Origin of the sequence: Klebsiella sp. GW_Kp182, assembly GCF_040062275.1 — a bacterium.
GTDB classification, from domain to species: domain Bacteria; phylum Pseudomonadota; class Gammaproteobacteria; order Enterobacterales; family Enterobacteriaceae; genus Klebsiella; species Klebsiella michiganensis.
Genome location: NZ_JBEAFQ010000044.1, coordinates 1 through 15546 on the forward strand (window position 1 = coordinate 1; position 15546 = coordinate 15546).

Below are 15546 nucleotides of genomic sequence, written 5' to 3' on the forward strand. Positions count from 1 at the left end.
GCCCGGTCAGCGCAGCGCCACCGGGGAAGCAGGCCGCAGAGTATTTCAGGCCGGGCATATTACGCAGACGGGGGGGAAGCCGCTGTCCCGGCCTGCATCTCCTCCATCACGGCGGTCAGCTTCTGGATCGCCATCTGCGCCGGGCGGGAGAGCTGGCGCGATGGCGCGGTGCACAGGGCCAGGGTGAGCGGTCGCAGCAGCTTGTTGCGCAGCGGGACAAACGCCAGCTGCCCGAGCTTCACCTCTTCCAGCACGTCCAGACGGCTGAGAATAGTCACGCCGCCGCCTTTAAGCACCAGCGATTTAATCAGCCGGATATCGTTGCAGCTGATACTGTTCGCCGGGAAAAAATCATAATGGCGATAAAGCATCGCGACCCGATCGTGGACGATCAGCGGCGCGCCGGGAACAATATGCCGCTCCTCGCTGAGCTCGCCTAGCGACAGCATCGCAGCCTGCGCCTGGGGGTGATCCGGACGCATCACCGCGCCCATCTCCAGCTCAGCAAAGGCCAGTACGCTCAGTCCGGCCTGGCCTTCAGGATCCAGAATCAGGCCGAAATCAAGATCCGCCTGCCGCACCTTCTGGCTGACGGTATGGCTATCCGCGACCTGCAAATTCAGCTCGAGCCACTGCCAGCTGCCGATAATCTCCGCCAGCGCGGCGGCAAAGCTCCCTTCCGCTAGCGCCTGCACCATGCCAAGGCTAACGGTGCCGCGCTTTAGCCCCTGCAGCTCATCAAACTTTTGCCGCGTCAGATGAAACTCCTTTTGCCAGCGCAGCAGATTGTCGTACAGCAGCTCTCCGGCGGTGGTCATGCGCAGCCCTTCCGGCAGGCGTTCGAACAGCGGCGTGCCGAAGGCCTCTTCCGCCTGCAAGATTTGCCGGTTGATGGCCGAGGCGGAAATATGCAGCTTTTCTGCCGCCCGCCGCAGGCTACCGCTGCGGGCGACCTCGGCAAAATAGAGGGCGAAACGTGAAAATGGGCTCATCGGTGACCTGTTCTCTTTTTTGCAACGGCTGGATGAATTCTTGCTGATGGATGTCAACACCCTAATATGACAACAATAAAGTCACAACAATTAAACAAATGTTTTTGTGAGCAGGAAGAGAAGCCATGAACAGACCACAACCCACCCCACCCGCCCATTGCACCTTTGAGCCGGAGGACTGGCTGCGCCTGGCGAAATGCTGGCACCCGGTCGCCCGCGCCTGCGATATCGGCCCCGCGCCGGTAAAAGCCACCCTGCTTGATGAGCAGCTGGTGATCTATCGTATTAAGGGCCAGGTGGTGGTCGCTCGCGACGTCTGTCCCCACCGCGGCGTGCCGCTGACGCTCGGCTTTCACGATGAAGAAGGCATCGTCTGCCCGTACCACGGCCTGCGCTTCGGCGAAGATGGCCGCTGTAACCGTATCCCGTCCAGCCCCGACCAGCCGGTACCGGCGAAGCTCAACCTCACCAGCTTTGCGGTTGAGGAGCGCTATGGCCTGATCTGGACCTGCCTGGCCTTCGACCCGGAGAACCCGATGCCGCTGCCGGTGATGCCGCACTGGCACGACGACGGCTTTCAGCAAATCAACTGCCCGGCCTTTGAGGTCAACGGCTTTGCGGGACGCCAGGTCGAGGGCTTTCTGGATGTCGCCCATTTCGCCTGGATCCATACCGATACTTTCGCCGACCCGGATAACCAGGTGGTGCCGAACTATAACCCGCAGGAGACGTCGTTTGGTTTTATCGCCGATTACTGGAGTTCGGTCGGCAACTATCCCGCCAGCTCCGAGTTTCGCGCGCCGGAGGGCTTCCAGTGGCTGCGCCATTTCGAGATGCATCTGCCGTTTACCGCCACCCTGACGATTCATTTTCCCGGTGAGGCCAGGCTGGTGATTATGAACGCCGCCTCGCCGGTCTCCTCGCGGATAACCCGGATGTTCGCGCCCATCGCGCGTAATTTCGATCTGCACGTACCGGTAGAGGATGTTCACGCCTTTAACCTGCGCGTCTTTGAGGAAGATCGCCTGATGGTGGAGACCCAGCGCCCGGAGAGACTGCCGCTGGATTTAACGCTCGAAGCGCATATCCCCGCCGATCGCAGCTCCATCGCCTATCGCCGCGGACTGAAAAAAATGGGCTTCGGCGACTTTTTCCTCGTTTAAGTGGAGAGCCATCATGAGCGATGTAGTAGAGGTTATCGTTGACGGCCTCTGGCGCCAGGGCAGCCAGAACCTCGCCGTCAGGCTGGTGGCGCGGGACGGGCGACCGCTCCCCGCCTGGCAGCCCGGCGCGCATATTGACCTTCATCTGCCGTGCGGCATTATCCGCCAGTATTCGCTGACCGGCCCGGAGGACGCAGACGACGGCTACCTGATCTGCGTGGCGCTGGAGAAAGCGTCACGCGGCGGTTCGCGCTATATCCATCAGCAGCTGCGCCCCGGCCAGACGCTGTTGATTTCTCCCCCGCGCAATCTGTTTCCCTTACGGGCGGCGGAGCGGGTGACGCTGCTGGCCGCCGGTATCGGCATTACGCCGCTGTACGCAATGGCGCTAAGGCTGGAGGCGGAGGGCGTGCCGTTTACGCTGCACTATTACCTGAAAAATCGCGCTCAGGGGGCGTTTGTCCGCGAACTGCAGCGGCGATTCCGCGCCGAAAGCGTGGTGATTCACAGCTCTTGCGAAGGAGACAGCGCCCGGCAGCATTTAGCCGCCGCGCTGAACAAGACGCATACCGGATATCCGATTTATCTCTGCGGGCCAGAGGGATTTATGGCCGCCGCGCGCCGGGTCGCCATGGAACAGGGCTGGGCGGAAACGCTGATCCATAGCGAAGCCTTTCAGCCTGTCGCGTTGCCCGCCGGCGCTGAGGAGGGAGAAACGTTTAGCGTGACGCTTGCGTCCTCGGGAGAGCGGTGGCCGGTGCCCCCGCATAAGACCATCGCCCAGGTGCTCCAGGAGAACGGCGTCGCCGTTCCCCTCTCCTGCGAGATGGGGATTTGCGGCGCCTGCCTGACGCCGGTTATCGAGGGGGTTGTCGACCACCGCGACACCGTGCAGTCGGAGGCGGAGAAATCCGCCGGCGCGCAGCAGATCGCCCTGTGCTGCTCCCGCAGCCGGTCGGCGAATCTGTGCATTGATTTATAGCCCGTCGGCGCTAGCGGGCAAAGACCCGCGCCTTGCCCACCACCTCAATGCGTACCGCCGCCCCCGGCCGCCATAACTGCCGGCTGACGGTTTTGACGATCAGCGGCTCGCCCTGGCCGGGCATCGCCAGGGTTAACGTTGACAGGTGGCCGCTAAAGTCCACATCGCGTACGGTGAGCGACTGTCCATCCGCCGGTGAGGGGGAGATAACCAGCTGCTCGGGGCGCAGCATGACCCTTCCCTGGCCGACGGCATGCGGATCATCGGTTGAAATTTCGCCAATCGCACAGCGCGCCCGCCCGCCGCGAAGCTCGGCGGGCAGCACCAGCGCATCGCCGAGAAATAGCGCCGTCTCTTCATCGACGGGACGGCTGTAGACCTCATACGGCGTGCCGACCTGGGCAAAACGTCCCTGACGCATCACCGCGACCTGGCTGGCAAAGGAGAGCGCTTCATTCTGATCGTGAGTCACCAGAATCGACGCGACCCCGGCCTGCGCCAGTAAATCGGCGGTGGCTTTGCGCGTGGCCGCGCGCAGCCCGGTATCGAGGGCGGAAAAAGGCTCATCCAGCAGCATCAGCGCGGGCCGCTGCGCCAGCGCGCGCGCCAGGGCTACGCGCTGCTGCTGACCGCCGGAGATTTCGTGCGGCCAGTGGTTCGCCAGTTGACGGTCCAGCGACACCCTCTCCATCAGCGCCGCCACCTGCTGATATTTCTCCTGCCGGCTGCCGTCGAGGCCCCAGGCGATATTGTCCGCGACGTTCAGATGGGGGAACAGTGCGCCTTCCTGCGGCACGTAGCCCACCCCGCGCAGGTGGGCGGGAATAAATGTCCCCTGCGCAAACAGCGTGCGCCCCTGCATAACAATGCGTCCGCTATCCGGCGTTTCGAAACCCGCGAGGATCCGCAGCAGCGTGGTTTTACCGGAGCCGGAGGGGCCAACGATCGCCGTCCGGCTGCCTGCGGCCACCGTCAGATTCAGGTTTTCGAGCACCCGCGTACCGGCAAAAGATTTTGAGATTGAGGAGAGTTCAAGCATTTACAGGCCTGCGATTTTTTTCGACTGGATATAGAGAATGCCGGTCAGCGGCAGCGAAAGCAGAATCATCAGCATCGCGTAAGGCGCGGCGGCGACGTAATCAATTTCGCTGGTTAGCGCCCAGAAGCCGGTCGACAGCGTGCGGGTGCCGAGCGGAGAGAGCAGCAGCGTGGCGGTCAACTCATTGGTGATGCCGAGAAACACCAGCGCCGCCGCCGCCGCCGCGCCCGGCGCCGCCAGCCGCATGGTCACGCTCCACAGCGCCCGTCCGGGGCTGCGGCCCAAACTGCGGGCGACGTTTTCCAGCTCCACGGGGGCCTGCGCGATGCCGGCGCGCAGGTTGACCAGCGCCCGGGGCATAAACATCAGCAGCCAGGCGAGCAGCAGCGTGACCTCGGTCTGATAGATGGGGCGCGCGTAGTGAATGGTGACCGTCACCAGCGCCAGCGCCGTCACGATGCCGGGCAGAGAGCTGGTCATGTAGTTACACCCCTCCAGCAGTCGAATAAGACGCTGCGGATAGCGAACGCCCAGCCAGGCAATGGGAATAGCGCAGGCGGTGGTGAGGAGAGCCCCCACCGCGCCGAGCAGCAGCGTTTGTCGCAGGGAGAGCCAGAGGTCGGCGTTTAACCAGTTCTCCACGCCGCCCAGCCATAGCCAGCGGCAGAGCACCATCAGCGGAACGCCCAGCGCCAGCATCACCAGCGTCAGCAGCGCGAGCTGGAGAGGGATCGTCGCCAGCCGGCCCAGCGGCTGCCGCTGCTGTTCGCGCGCGGCGCCCGAACCGATGCGGGCATAGCGCGCTTTCCCCCGCGACGCCCCTTCCAGCAGCAAAATAGCCAGACAGCAGAGCGCCAGCACTCCGGCCAGCATGTTCGCCGCCGGGCCGCTGAAGGTTGACTGGAACTGGTCATAGATGGCGGTGGTAAAGGTATCAAAACGCACCATCGCGAACAGGCCAAACTCCGCCAGCAGATGCAGCGCCACCAGCAGCGCGCCGCCGCATATCGCCAGCCTGAGCTGGGGCAAAACCACGCGGAAAAAGATCCGCCACGGCGGCGTACCTAATGAGGCGGCAACATCTTCCAGCGTCGGGTCCAGCCGCCGCAGAACGGCGGCAACCGGCATATAGATAAACGGGTAGTAGGCCAGCAGCGAAAGAAACACCCCGGCAGAGAGGCCGTGCATTGCCGGCACCGCGCTGACCCAGGCGTAGCTTTGCACAAAGGCCGGGATCGCCAGCGGCGCTACCGCCAGCACCGACCAGAGCCGCCGCCCCGCCAGCAGCGTGCGCTCCGTCAGCCAGGCCAGGCCAACGCCCAGCGCAATGCACAGGGGTACCGTCAGCGCGATAAGCCACAGGGTATTGCTCAACAGCTCAGCGACGCGCGGGCGAAAGACCAGCGCCTGGATTGTCTCCCAGCCGGTATCGACCCCTACGGCAATAACAAAACCTGGCGGCAAAAGCGCCAGCAGAGAAAACAGAACGGCTAACGCGATCATCGGAAAAGCAGGACGCCTGCGCTCGGGCAGGCGTTGGGCTTTTTTTCCGAGCGCGAAACTCAGAGAAGACATAGCGTGTTCACTTTAACGGACGATTACAGCAGGCCAGCCTGGGTCATCAAATCAACCACTTTTTTGCTGTTCAGCGAAGACGGCTCAACCTTCGGCGCCTCTAACGCTTTCAGCGGCGTCAGCTTCGGGTTGGACGCGGCGTTGACGCCAACGGCGTATTCAAAGGCGTTATTGGTGCGCAGCTCATCCTGTCCCTGCTTGCCGGTGATCCACTTGATAAAGGCCTGAGCCTGTTCCTGATGTTTGCTGGAGGCCAGCACGCCGCCGCCGGAAATGCTGACAAAGGCGCCCGGATCCTGGTTTTTAAAGTAGTGGAGACGGGTATTTTTGCTGTTCTCGCCGGTTTTCGCCTGATCGACAAAGCGGTAGTAATGATAGATAACGCCGCCATCAATCTGACCGGCATTCACCGCTTTCATCACCGTGCTGTTGCCCTTGTAGGCCACAAAATTGGTTTTCATCGCTTTAAGCCATGCCAGGGTTTCCTGCTCGCCTTTCAGCGCCAGCATGGCGCTGACGATGGCCTGAAAATCCGCGCCGGATGGCGAAGCGGCCCAGCGCCCTTTCCACTGCGGCTGCGCCAGATCCATCAGGGATGTCGGCAGCTGCGCTTCGCTGATTTTCGCCGGGTTATAGACGAATACGGTGCTGCGGGCGGCAATGCCTATCCAGCGGCCGTGCTCAGGGCGGTACTGCGGGGCGACCTGCTGAAGGGTCTCGGCCGCCAGCGGCGCAAACAGCTTCGCGTTATCCACCAGCACCATCGCCGGGGAGTTTTCGGTCAGAAAGACATCCGCCGGGGATGCCGTCCCCTCCTGCACCAGCTGATTACCCAGCTCGCTGTCGCCGCCGTTACGCAGCGTCACTTTAATTCCCGTCTCTTTGGTAAAGCCGTCAACCCAGGACTTCACCAGATTTTCATGCTGCGCGTTGTAGACCACAATCCCGTCGCTGCTGGCCGCCGCCAGCGCCTGCGGGGCAATAAACGCGGAAGAAGCCATCAATGCAGCGGAGCAATAAGACACCAGACGAAAACGCATAAACTAATCCTTAATAGAGGTGGGCGAAGAGTCACTGGCCGCCGGCCGGCAAGGATTAAATCACAGAGGAATGTGAATGATAATGCAAACAATTACCATCTAATGAAAAAAGTGAAATGTACTGAGCGCGGGCGGATAAGGGCGAGAAAAATGCTATAAAAAAATAACCGTCGCGGTGAAGATTAAAATAACCTTAAGATGAATTCATTTTTTATTACGGTTCTTTCAAAGCCCCACAGCGGGCGGGTTTTCGCCACTGTATTAGCGAAAACTCCACTGTATGCTCACCACAAAGACGGCGGGAAGAATAATTCCGCTTTCAACGCCGAAATAATTGGTAAAGTTGTACTGAAAACCATGATAAATATAGGGAGAAAAGCCGATGCCGGTGGCGTCTTTAAAATCCTTATAAGAACCATGATCGCCGCAGTGCTCGAAGGCCGAGAAAAAAAACTCGCCAACGTAGCCATAAATTCCCTTAAACACCCAGCCGTTGCCCAACGAGACCCAGTCGCGGCGAACCCCCAGCGCAATGCAGCGATCGTCAAAGCTGTTTTTCATCGTTCCGGCCAGCAGGCTGTACGGCGAATCTTCGGAGAACCTGCGCTCAACGGAGGCAAACTGGTTGTCAAAACCTTCGGTGTACTGGCCGTGGTTGTTCGACAGATGGTAAATCCAGGAGCCGGTATTAACCGAATACAGGTTGATTTCATCCGCCTGTAGGGCCGTCGATGACATCATCAGGGCGGCGACGGCCACCGCAGGCTTCATCATTTTTCTGCGCATCAACATCATCCCCTGGTTCAGGCGTCGGCCCGGCTGGATAATAAGAGTATATACCCGTCGTCTTTCAAGTTGCTTTTTTGTTGGCTACGTTCGTTCACCCCAGTCACTTACTTGAGTAAATTCCTGGGGATTAATGAGAGGCTCCAGCTCTCACCGGCGGCCAGCCTTCGGCTGGTCAAATTCGTTCCGACGAATTTGTCTCTCTCTTGCCGCCTCAAAGCAACTCGAAATCCATTGGGTACAGAAACCGCCGGTTGGCTCTGCCGGAGAAATGCGCGATTTTCGGTAAATAGATTTTTTAATGAAATTCTGGTGGGTTAATTTTATTAATACAGCGTATTTTATCCGGTCATCATTGCCTGATGAACAAGAATAAAGGAGGGATCTTAATTAATTTTCAGGGCGAGAGTTGAGCGTGAATAATAAAATACCTGGCGTCTTACCAGGCATTTCTTCAGGTCTATTTAGCGCTGGCAAATTTTTATTAGCAGCTCCGCCATCCAGCGATGGCTTCTCTCCTGGCCCGCCGTTTCATGCCACGAAAGATAGCAGGTACGGCTGTCCATTTCTAAAGGCAGCGGCAGCAGCTGTAGCGCAAACTGCTCTTCAAACTCTTTCGCCAGCCATTCCGGCGCGATAGCCACCATATTGGTTTGCGACACCACGCTCAACACGCTGACCATCGCGTTACCGTGAAAAGCGACGCAGGCCTGCTGCTCTTCAGAGCTATACCAGGGATAGCTGAAGGAGGCGTAGCGATCCAGCGCGACGGTGGCGTGCTGCTCGCGATAAATATCCTCCTCGCTCAGCGGCGATGCGATACGCGGATGGTTGCGCCTGGCCACCAGCACCATTCGGTCATGGAACAGCGGGATGCTGGTAAATTCCGGATGATTGAATTTGTTGTAATCGAGTACAAATTCCACCTCCTGATAGCGCAGCTGATTTGTCACCTGCTGACTTAGCGAAGATTTAAAGGAAAGAGTGACCCTGGGAGCAATCTCGCTGATTTTGTTAAAAATAAGCGGAGTCAGGTAGTTATCCAGCGGGCTACAGACGCAAAGGTTGTAATTACGTTCGCAGTCCAGCGGGTCGAAAAGCGTATCCGGCAGCTCATTTTGCACCAGCGACAGCGCGCGACGAACTGAGCTAAACAGTTGAAAGGCGCGCTCCGTCGGTTTTATCCCGCGGCCGTTGCGGACGAACAGTTCATCCTTAAACAGCACCTTCAGGCGAGAGACCGCGCTGCTGACCGCCGGCTGAGACATGCCCAGCGTGTGCGCCGCTTTGGTTAAGCTTTGCTCCTGCATAACGGTATCAAAAATGGTTAACAGGTTAAGATCGACTTTCCGCAAGACGGGCTGCCGGACTTTCGGTTCAGAGGTTGCTTTAGATGTTGTATTTTCACTCATGTAGGGAACTCCACCAGCACATTAATCAGCGATTCTGCTTCGTAACACTGAGACCTTTCGCCAAAGGAAAAAAATGGGCAGATAAATCACCATCGGCCCCAGCAGCCATGTGTTATCGGTTTCCAGCAGCACGCTCAAATGTATGAAACTTATTATCAAAATGGTAAACAGTAAAAGAATATGAAACGTATTATGTTTTCTGGAGAAAACGGCATAGCGGTAAAGCATTCTTTTTTCCTTCGTTCACTCCTTGAACAAGGGAGAATACCATATAAAAAGTGATGAAATTTCTGAAAAATACGCGACTAAATCCTAATAAGTAGATTCACATTAAAATTATTCAGATTTGCTTAGGTAAATCTTAAACACTCCAAATTCAGATATTCCTTTGCCGGGGCAGTCGCGATAAAACCAGGCAATCACATTCCGTCGCGAGTAATAGCGAGAGAAGAGAAATTATTTCACAGGCAATAATAACGGCTATGTAGCAATAGCAGGAAAGAGATCTAAAAGGAGTGATAAAAGATGTTCAGAGGCGTGTTCAACAGAAGCGGGAGGCTTTATTACCGATACCACGCAGATTCGCTAAGCAAGTGTTGGGCCGCCATCGAGGCCTCGAACCCCGTTCCCTACAACGTACGTCGTTCGCTCTTCCAGATGAGCTAATGGCGGTCAGGCGCTAAGCAGTCACGTCCGGCAGCGGCGTGCCGGTACCGCTTAGCGACGCGAATAGTAGCCGGATGCATCAACGCTGTAAATAATATAAATGTACGAAATACCTGAACGCCCGCCTTTCCGCCGCATACGCCGGCAACGTTATCCATCCAGACAAAACCTTACACGCCAGCCTCTTGTACATTGATAAGGATTGTTTATGATCCTCGGGTTCTGTCTTGTCCTGGTACCCTATGCACAATCGTCGGCTTCCTGGTAAATGGTTTTTGATACTGACCTGCCTGGTCATGGCATTCTGCCTTGTTCAGCGGGCGGCCTATCTGCACCATTTTTTGGCCGATGTCGGCGCCCGCACGCAGGCGATATCCTTCAGCGCGCAGGCCCAGCAGCCGTCTTCTGAGGAGGCTGAGCCAGGCCCCTCGCCCTGTCAGCTGAGCGCTAAATCCCTGCTCTGCGCGCAGCCGCTATTCTTTGATGGCGCCTTACCTGCCGTCATACTCTTCCTCGCCCTGCTTCAGCTGCTCACCGCAGGGCGTCCGGTGGTTTTCCGGGACGATCCCGTCCGGCCGCCCACGCTGCGAATACACCTTAAAAACTGCGTTTTCCGTGAATGAAAAAATCGTTCTTAAACGATTAATTTTTTAATTCACGGAGAAAAAAATGCTGAATATCTTCAGGGGCTTCGTCTTCCTGTTGCTGGCCTGCGCGGGCGTTGCCCACGGGGCGGACACCGGATGGCTGACATCCCCGCAAAACGACCATGCCCGGATCCGCTTCCAGGCGGAAAAAGGAAACGATCGGATCGACGGACTGCTCTCTATTGAGCTGGCCTCCGGCTGGAAAACCTACTGGCGCTCGCCGGGCGAAGGCGGCGTCGCCCCGCAAATCATCTGGAACAACGGGGAACAGGCGCGGTGGTACTGGCCTGCCCCGTCAAGATTCAAGATTTCCGGCCTGACGACCCAGGGCTACCATGACCGGGTCGCGATCCCGATGACGATCGCCGCCGCCCCCGGCGACGTGCTGGAAGGCACGCTTACGCTATCGACCTGCAGCAACGTCTGTCTGCTGACCGACTACCGGCTGCGTCTCGATTTCAATCAGCCCGCGGACGGCGATTTCCGGGGCGCCTTTGCCCGGGCCATGCGCACTGTCCCGGCAGATACCGGCGTGACCAACGATCTTGCCGCGCATCGGGTCGGGAGCCAGCTGGTCATCACCGCCACCGCGACCGGCGAATGGAAAAACCCCGGGATCTATTTTGACCCTATGGACGGGGGAATTGTGGCCGGCGATCCGGACATTCGCGCCGAGGGCAGCCACCTCAAGGTGACGGTACCGGTCACCGACGAATGGGGAGAAATACCCGCCACGCTGGCAGGAAAAGCGCTGTCGTTGGTGCTGACAAATGGTGAAAAAGCGCAGCAGATAAAACTTACGACTGGCGCGGATCTCGCCCCGGCGGCGACGGTTAGTCTCGGGAAAATAGTGCTTTTCGCGCTGCTCGGCGGCTTAATCCTTAACCTGATGCCGTGCGTATTGCCGGTGATGGGCATGAAGCTCAGCGCGGTGCTGCAGGCCGGTTCAGACCGGGGCATGGTCAGGCTGCGTTTTCTGGCCACCAGCGCGGGTATTCTGACCTCGTTTGCTCTGCTGGCGCTGATGGTGACGATACTGAAGCTCACCGGCGCATCGCTGGGCTGGGGGATCCAGTTTCAGAATCCCTGGTTTATCGGCTTAATGGTTGCCGTCACCTTTCTCTTTTCGCTGAACCTTTTCGGGGTAGTCGAGATGCTGCTTCCCTCGGCAGCCGTGAGCCGGCTGGCGACCGCCGGCGGCGCCGGGATGGCGGGCAGCTTCTGCGAGGGCGTTTTTGCCACCCTGCTGGCAACGCCCTGCTCGGCCCCCTTCCTGGGCACGGCCGTCGCTTTCGCGCTTGCCGCTCCGCTTCAGGAGCTGTGGCTGATTTTTCTGGTGCTCGGGCTAGGGATGGCTGCGCCGTGGCTGTTCGTCGCCCTGTTCCCGCAAACCGCCGCCCTGCTCCCCCGCCCCGGCCGCTGGATGAACACCCTGAAAATGGCGCTTGGCGTCATGATGCTGGCCTCCAGCCTCTGGCTGACGACGCTGCTCGGCCTGCACCTGGGAGAAACGGCGGGCGGCATGCTGACGCTGACCCTCACCGTGGCGGCCCCGATTGCCTTGTTAGTCGCTCGTCCGCGAGCGACGCCAGCCTTCTGGCTGGTGATTATCGCGCTGGCGGCGTTTGCCGGCTTTCAGGTTCGCGGCCTGCTCGCCGAGGGTGCTATCGTCTCGTCGCCGGAGGCTAACGCTCAGCAAATTCGCTGGCAGCCTCTCAGCGAGGCGGCCATCCAGAGCGCGCTGGCGGATGGCAAACGGGTGTTTATCGATATCTCAGCCGACTGGTGCGTCACGTGCAAAGTCAATGAACACCGGGTGTTAAATCAGCCCGCCATCATCAGCGCGTTGGCTGAGCCGGATGTCGTCGCGCTGCGCGGCGACTGGAGCAAGCCCTCTGAGCCGATCGCCCGTTTCCTGCAAAGCCGAAATCGTTACGCCATTCCCTTCAATCAGGTCTACGGTCCAGGCGTGCCGCAAGGAGAGACGCTCCCGCCGCTGCTCGATCAACAAAGCGTCCTGAACGCGCTCACTCATGCCAGAGGTTAATTAACGATGAAAAATACGCTGCTCACTTTTCTTCTTCTCTCGGCGTCGTTGACGGCGTCAGCCTCGTCGCCGCTCACGCCGGCGCAGGAGGCTCGCGTGCAGGCACTGGTCCAGGAGACGCTGCTCAGCCATCCTGAAATTTTGATCGCCGCGGCCGATAAGCTCGATCGGCAGAATGCCCGGGCGGAACAGGAATCGCTCAAGCAGGTGCTGTCGCAGTACGGCGATTTTCTCTTTCACGACCCCCACTCACCGCGAATCGGCGCGCAAAAGCCGAAGCTGACGCTGGTGGTCTTTACGGATCATAACTGTCCGTATTGTAAAAAGTTTGACCCCTATCTGGAGAAGATTGTGGAAAAATACCCGGATGTTGCGGTGATTTTTAAGTTTCTGCCCTGGCGCTCCGAAAGCTCAATGACCGCGGCCAGGGATGCGCTCACCCTGTGGCGCACGCATCCTGAACAGTTCGCCAAATTTAATGCGATCCTGATGGCAAAAAAGGGGTATCACGACGGCGCCAGCCTTGAGCAGGCGAAAAAAAAGGCGGGCGTCATCGTGGCTAAGCCGGATGCGCAAAGCCTGGAGACGATTCAGAAAAGCTTCTCTGTCGCCGAAAAGCTCGGCATTCAGGGAACGCCGGCCACGCTAATTGGCGATGAGATGCTGTCGGGCTGGATCCCCTGGGAGCAATTTGATGCCACAATCGGCGATGCGCTGAAAAAACAGTAACCCACGTCAGGGGGAGCGCTCCCCCTGCATTGAGAGGCGATATGATGAAATATATTTTCCTGCTGGCGGCCTGGATGATACCGGGCCTGGCGCTTGCGGAGGGGGCGATTCCCCAGATAGTTAAAGACTTTGGTGAACAGCAAGGGATCAAAATTATCAAGGAGATAGACTCCCCCGGCGGCGTAAAAGGCTGGGTCGGTCAGTATCAGGATATGGGGGTGACCCTGTTTTTAACCCCGGACGGAAAGCACGTCATTTCCGGGTATCTTTATGATGATAAAGGGCAAAACCTCAGCGAGGGGTATTTTAAAGAAGCGATCTATACCCCATTAGGCCGCGAAATGTGGAAGAAGCTGAACGATGCCGGGCCGCTCAAGGAGGGCGCGGATTCGGCGGCCCGAAAAGTCATCGTCTTCGCCGATCCGTTCTGCCCTTACTGCAAGACGTTCTGGTCGGCGGCGCAGCCGTGGGTAAAAGCCGGTAAGGTCCAGTTGAATACCCTGCTGGTTGCCTTTCTCAACCCGAAAAGCGGCCGATACGCCACGGCAATCCTGAATGCCAAAGATCCGGTAGCCGCCTGGCAAGAGTATGAACTCTCCGGCGGCAAAAAAGTGCCGCGCTTTGACGGCGTGACGCCGCGCGAAACCTTTAATCTTCTTCAGCATAACCAAAAGCTGATGGATGATTTGGGCGCCAGCGCGACGCCGGCCATCTATTACATGAATGAACAGAATGAACTCCAGCAGGTGGTCGGCATGCCCGACAAGAAACAGCTGCTGGAGATGTTCGGACCTGAGCCCTGATGAAGAGCGGGCGTCCCGCGGGGCGCCTTGCCAACCCCGGCCAGAGCTCGTATTTTATGACCTGCTCTGCCCGTCCGGGCCTTCAACGCTTGAGTGATTGAGGAATAATGGAACGTTTATTTGTCTACGGCACGCTGCGTCCGGGCCACTCCAATGCCCATATTATGGACAACATTGGCGGCGAGTGGCTGCCCGGCTATGTGCAGGGTCTGTTTTATGAACGCGGCTGGGGAGCGGCGGCGGATTTTCCGGGGATCGTGCTCGACAACAACGGGCCTCGGGTCGACGGCTACCTGTTCCTGTCCGCGAATCTTAGCGCCCACTGGCCAATGCTGGATGCGTTTGAAGAGGGCTACGACCGCGTTGCCGTTGACGTTACCATGGAAGACGGCCAGCGCGTGACCGCCTGGATCTATCAGCTACAGCCAAAGGTCGCAGCGTAAAACCCTTTCGCCCCGCGCCTGCGGGGCGTCGCTCAGCGCGGGTTTATGCGTCGCGCCAGCCCATTGCCGGCGCAACGTGCTTCAGTATGGACTCAATCACGTGGGCGTTATACTCCACGCCCAGCTGGTTCGGCACCGTCAGTAACAGCGTATCCGCTTCGGCAATCGCCTCGTCCTGCTTCAACTGTTCGACCAGCTTATCCGGCTCGGCGGCGTAGCTACGGCCAAAAATGGCGCGGGTCTTCTCGTCGAGAAAACCTATCGAATCGCTCTCGTCACGGCCTGAACCGAAATACATCCGGTCGCGATCGTTCATCAGAGCGAAAATGCTGCGGCTGACCGAAACCCGCGGCGTGCGCGTATGGCCCGCTTCTGCCCAGGCCTCGCGATAGGCGCGGATCTGCTTCGCCTGCTGGATATGGAACGGCTCACCGGTTTCATCGTCTTTCAGCGTCGAACTTTGCAGGTTCATCCCCAGCGTTGCCGCCCATCTTGCCGTCGCATTCGAACCGGCGCCCCACCAGATTCTCTCGCGCAGCCCTTCAGAATATGGCTCAAGCCGCAGCAGTCCCGGCGGATTGGGGAACATGGGCTGCGGGTTAGGTTTCGCAAACCCCTCTCCGCGCAGCGCGTCCAGCAGCACTTCGGTGTGGCGGCGCGCCATGTCGGACTCGTTTTCGCCCTCGCCGGGAACATAACCAAAATAGCGCCAGCCATCGATCACCTGCTCCGGCGAGCCGCGGCTGATACCCAGCTGTAAACGGCCGCCGGAGATTAAATCCGCCGCGCCCGCATCCTCGGCCATATACAGCGGGTTTTCATAGCGCATATCGATAACGCCGGTGCCGATTTCAATACGTTTGGTTTTCGCCCCGACCGCTGCCAGCAGAGGAAACGGCGAGCTAAGCTGGCGGGCGAAATGATGCACCCTGAAATAGGCGCCATCCGCGCCCAGCTCTTCGGCGGCAACGGCGAGATCGATGGATTGCAGCAGCGCATCAGCGGCCGAACGCGTCCCGGACTGCGGCGACGGCGTCCAGTGACCAAATGACAAAAAGCCAATCTTTTTCATGACGTGGTGTCCTGGGTTGCAGGGAGGTCGTTGGCAGGTGGCGCATAATGAAAAACGTGTCTGCCGCGTTATGCCTCTACTTTACGCATAACCAGGTGAGAATAAATATTGTTTGTTTAACCGAATGCTTCAAATAAATTGATTGAGTCT

At 58.6% G+C, this 15546-nt stretch carries 14 protein-coding genes; 7 read left to right on the top strand and 7 right to left on the bottom strand.

Going from position 1 to position 15546, the window contains the following annotated elements; translation table 11 throughout:
* Positions 1-59 precede the first annotated feature (59 nt).
* The gene (gene hpxR, locus ABLU88_RS18995; RefSeq protein ID WP_025106218.1) at positions 60-992 is read right to left on the bottom strand and encodes a LysR family hpxDE operon transcriptional regulator HpxR; all 933 of its coding nucleotides are present in this window, start codon (positions 990-992) and stop codon (positions 60-62) included.
* Between the two features lie 125 nt (positions 993-1117).
* Between hpxR and hpxD the strand changes: the two genes are divergently transcribed.
* Positions 1118-2155, top strand: coding sequence for a molybdenum cofactor-independent xanthine hydroxylase subunit HpxD (gene hpxD / locus ABLU88_RS19000; protein ID WP_014228754.1), 1038 nt, complete (start codon positions 1118-1120; stop codon positions 2153-2155).
* Between the two features lie 13 nt (positions 2156-2168).
* Positions 2169-3137: a PDR/VanB family oxidoreductase gene (locus ABLU88_RS19005; protein WP_046877436.1), complete on the top strand. Its 969-nt coding sequence runs from the start codon at positions 2169-2171 to the stop codon at positions 3135-3137.
* A gap of 10 nt (positions 3138-3147) precedes the next feature.
* Here ABLU88_RS19005 and ABLU88_RS19010 read toward each other — a convergent pair whose 3' ends face one another.
* From ABLU88_RS19010 to leuO, 5 genes are all read right to left on the bottom strand, one after another.
* On the bottom strand, positions 3148-4176 hold the full coding sequence (locus tag ABLU88_RS19010; protein WP_275050519.1) for an ABC transporter ATP-binding protein: 1029 nt from the start codon (positions 4174-4176) through the stop codon (positions 3148-3150).
* Positions 4177-5751 (bottom strand): iron ABC transporter permease, encoded by a 1575-nt coding sequence (locus tag ABLU88_RS19015; protein WP_032749680.1) that lies wholly within the window; start codon positions 5749-5751, stop codon positions 4177-4179.
* Between the two features lie 23 nt (positions 5752-5774).
* Positions 5775-6791: an iron ABC transporter substrate-binding protein gene (locus ABLU88_RS19020; protein WP_025106214.1), complete on the bottom strand. Its 1017-nt coding sequence runs from the start codon at positions 6789-6791 to the stop codon at positions 5775-5777.
* Positions 6792-7052: 261 nt separating this feature from the next.
* The gene (locus ABLU88_RS19025; protein ID WP_162557613.1) at positions 7053-7532 is read right to left on the bottom strand and encodes a hypothetical protein; all 480 of its coding nucleotides are present in this window, start codon (positions 7530-7532) and stop codon (positions 7053-7055) included.
* Positions 7533-8041: 509 nt separating this feature from the next.
* Entirely contained in the window at positions 8042-8989 is a 948-nt protein-coding gene (gene leuO, locus ABLU88_RS19030) for a transcriptional regulator LeuO (RefSeq protein WP_014228748.1), read from the bottom strand.
* A gap of 908 nt (positions 8990-9897) precedes the next feature.
* Here leuO and ABLU88_RS19035 point away from each other — a divergent pair.
* The 5 genes from ABLU88_RS19035 to ABLU88_RS19055 all read left to right on the top strand — a co-directional run bounded on the left by ABLU88_RS19035 (position 9898) and on the right by ABLU88_RS19055 (position 14324).
* On the top strand, positions 9898-10278 hold the full coding sequence (locus ABLU88_RS19035) for a hypothetical protein (RefSeq protein ID WP_032719734.1): 381 nt from the start codon (positions 9898-9900) through the stop codon (positions 10276-10278).
* 46 nt (positions 10279-10324) lie between these two features.
* Positions 10325-12349 carry a protein-disulfide reductase DsbD domain-containing protein gene (locus ABLU88_RS19040; protein ID WP_275050520.1) on the top strand — a complete coding sequence of 675 codons (2025 nt, stop codon included), beginning with the start codon at positions 10325-10327 and terminating at the stop codon, positions 12347-12349.
* A 6-nt stretch (positions 12350-12355) separates the two neighbouring features.
* A complete protein-coding gene (locus tag ABLU88_RS19045; protein WP_046877440.1) occupies positions 12356-13078 on the top strand; it encodes a DsbA family protein in 723 nt (240 codons plus the stop codon).
* A gap of 44 nt (positions 13079-13122) precedes the next feature.
* Positions 13123-13881 carry a thiol:disulfide interchange protein DsbG gene (gene dsbG, locus ABLU88_RS19050; RefSeq protein WP_109240741.1) on the top strand — a complete coding sequence of 253 codons (759 nt, stop codon included), beginning with the start codon at positions 13123-13125 and terminating at the stop codon, positions 13879-13881.
* 107 nt (positions 13882-13988) lie between these two features.
* A complete protein-coding gene (locus ABLU88_RS19055; RefSeq protein ID WP_014228743.1) occupies positions 13989-14324 on the top strand; it encodes a gamma-glutamylcyclotransferase family protein in 336 nt (111 codons plus the stop codon).
* Positions 14325-14367: 43 nt separating this feature from the next.
* Here ABLU88_RS19055 and ABLU88_RS19060 read toward each other — a convergent pair whose 3' ends face one another.
* The gene (locus ABLU88_RS19060) at positions 14368-15396 is read right to left on the bottom strand and encodes an LLM class flavin-dependent oxidoreductase (RefSeq protein WP_014228742.1); all 1029 of its coding nucleotides are present in this window, start codon (positions 15394-15396) and stop codon (positions 14368-14370) included.
* Positions 15397-15546 lie beyond the last annotated feature (150 nt).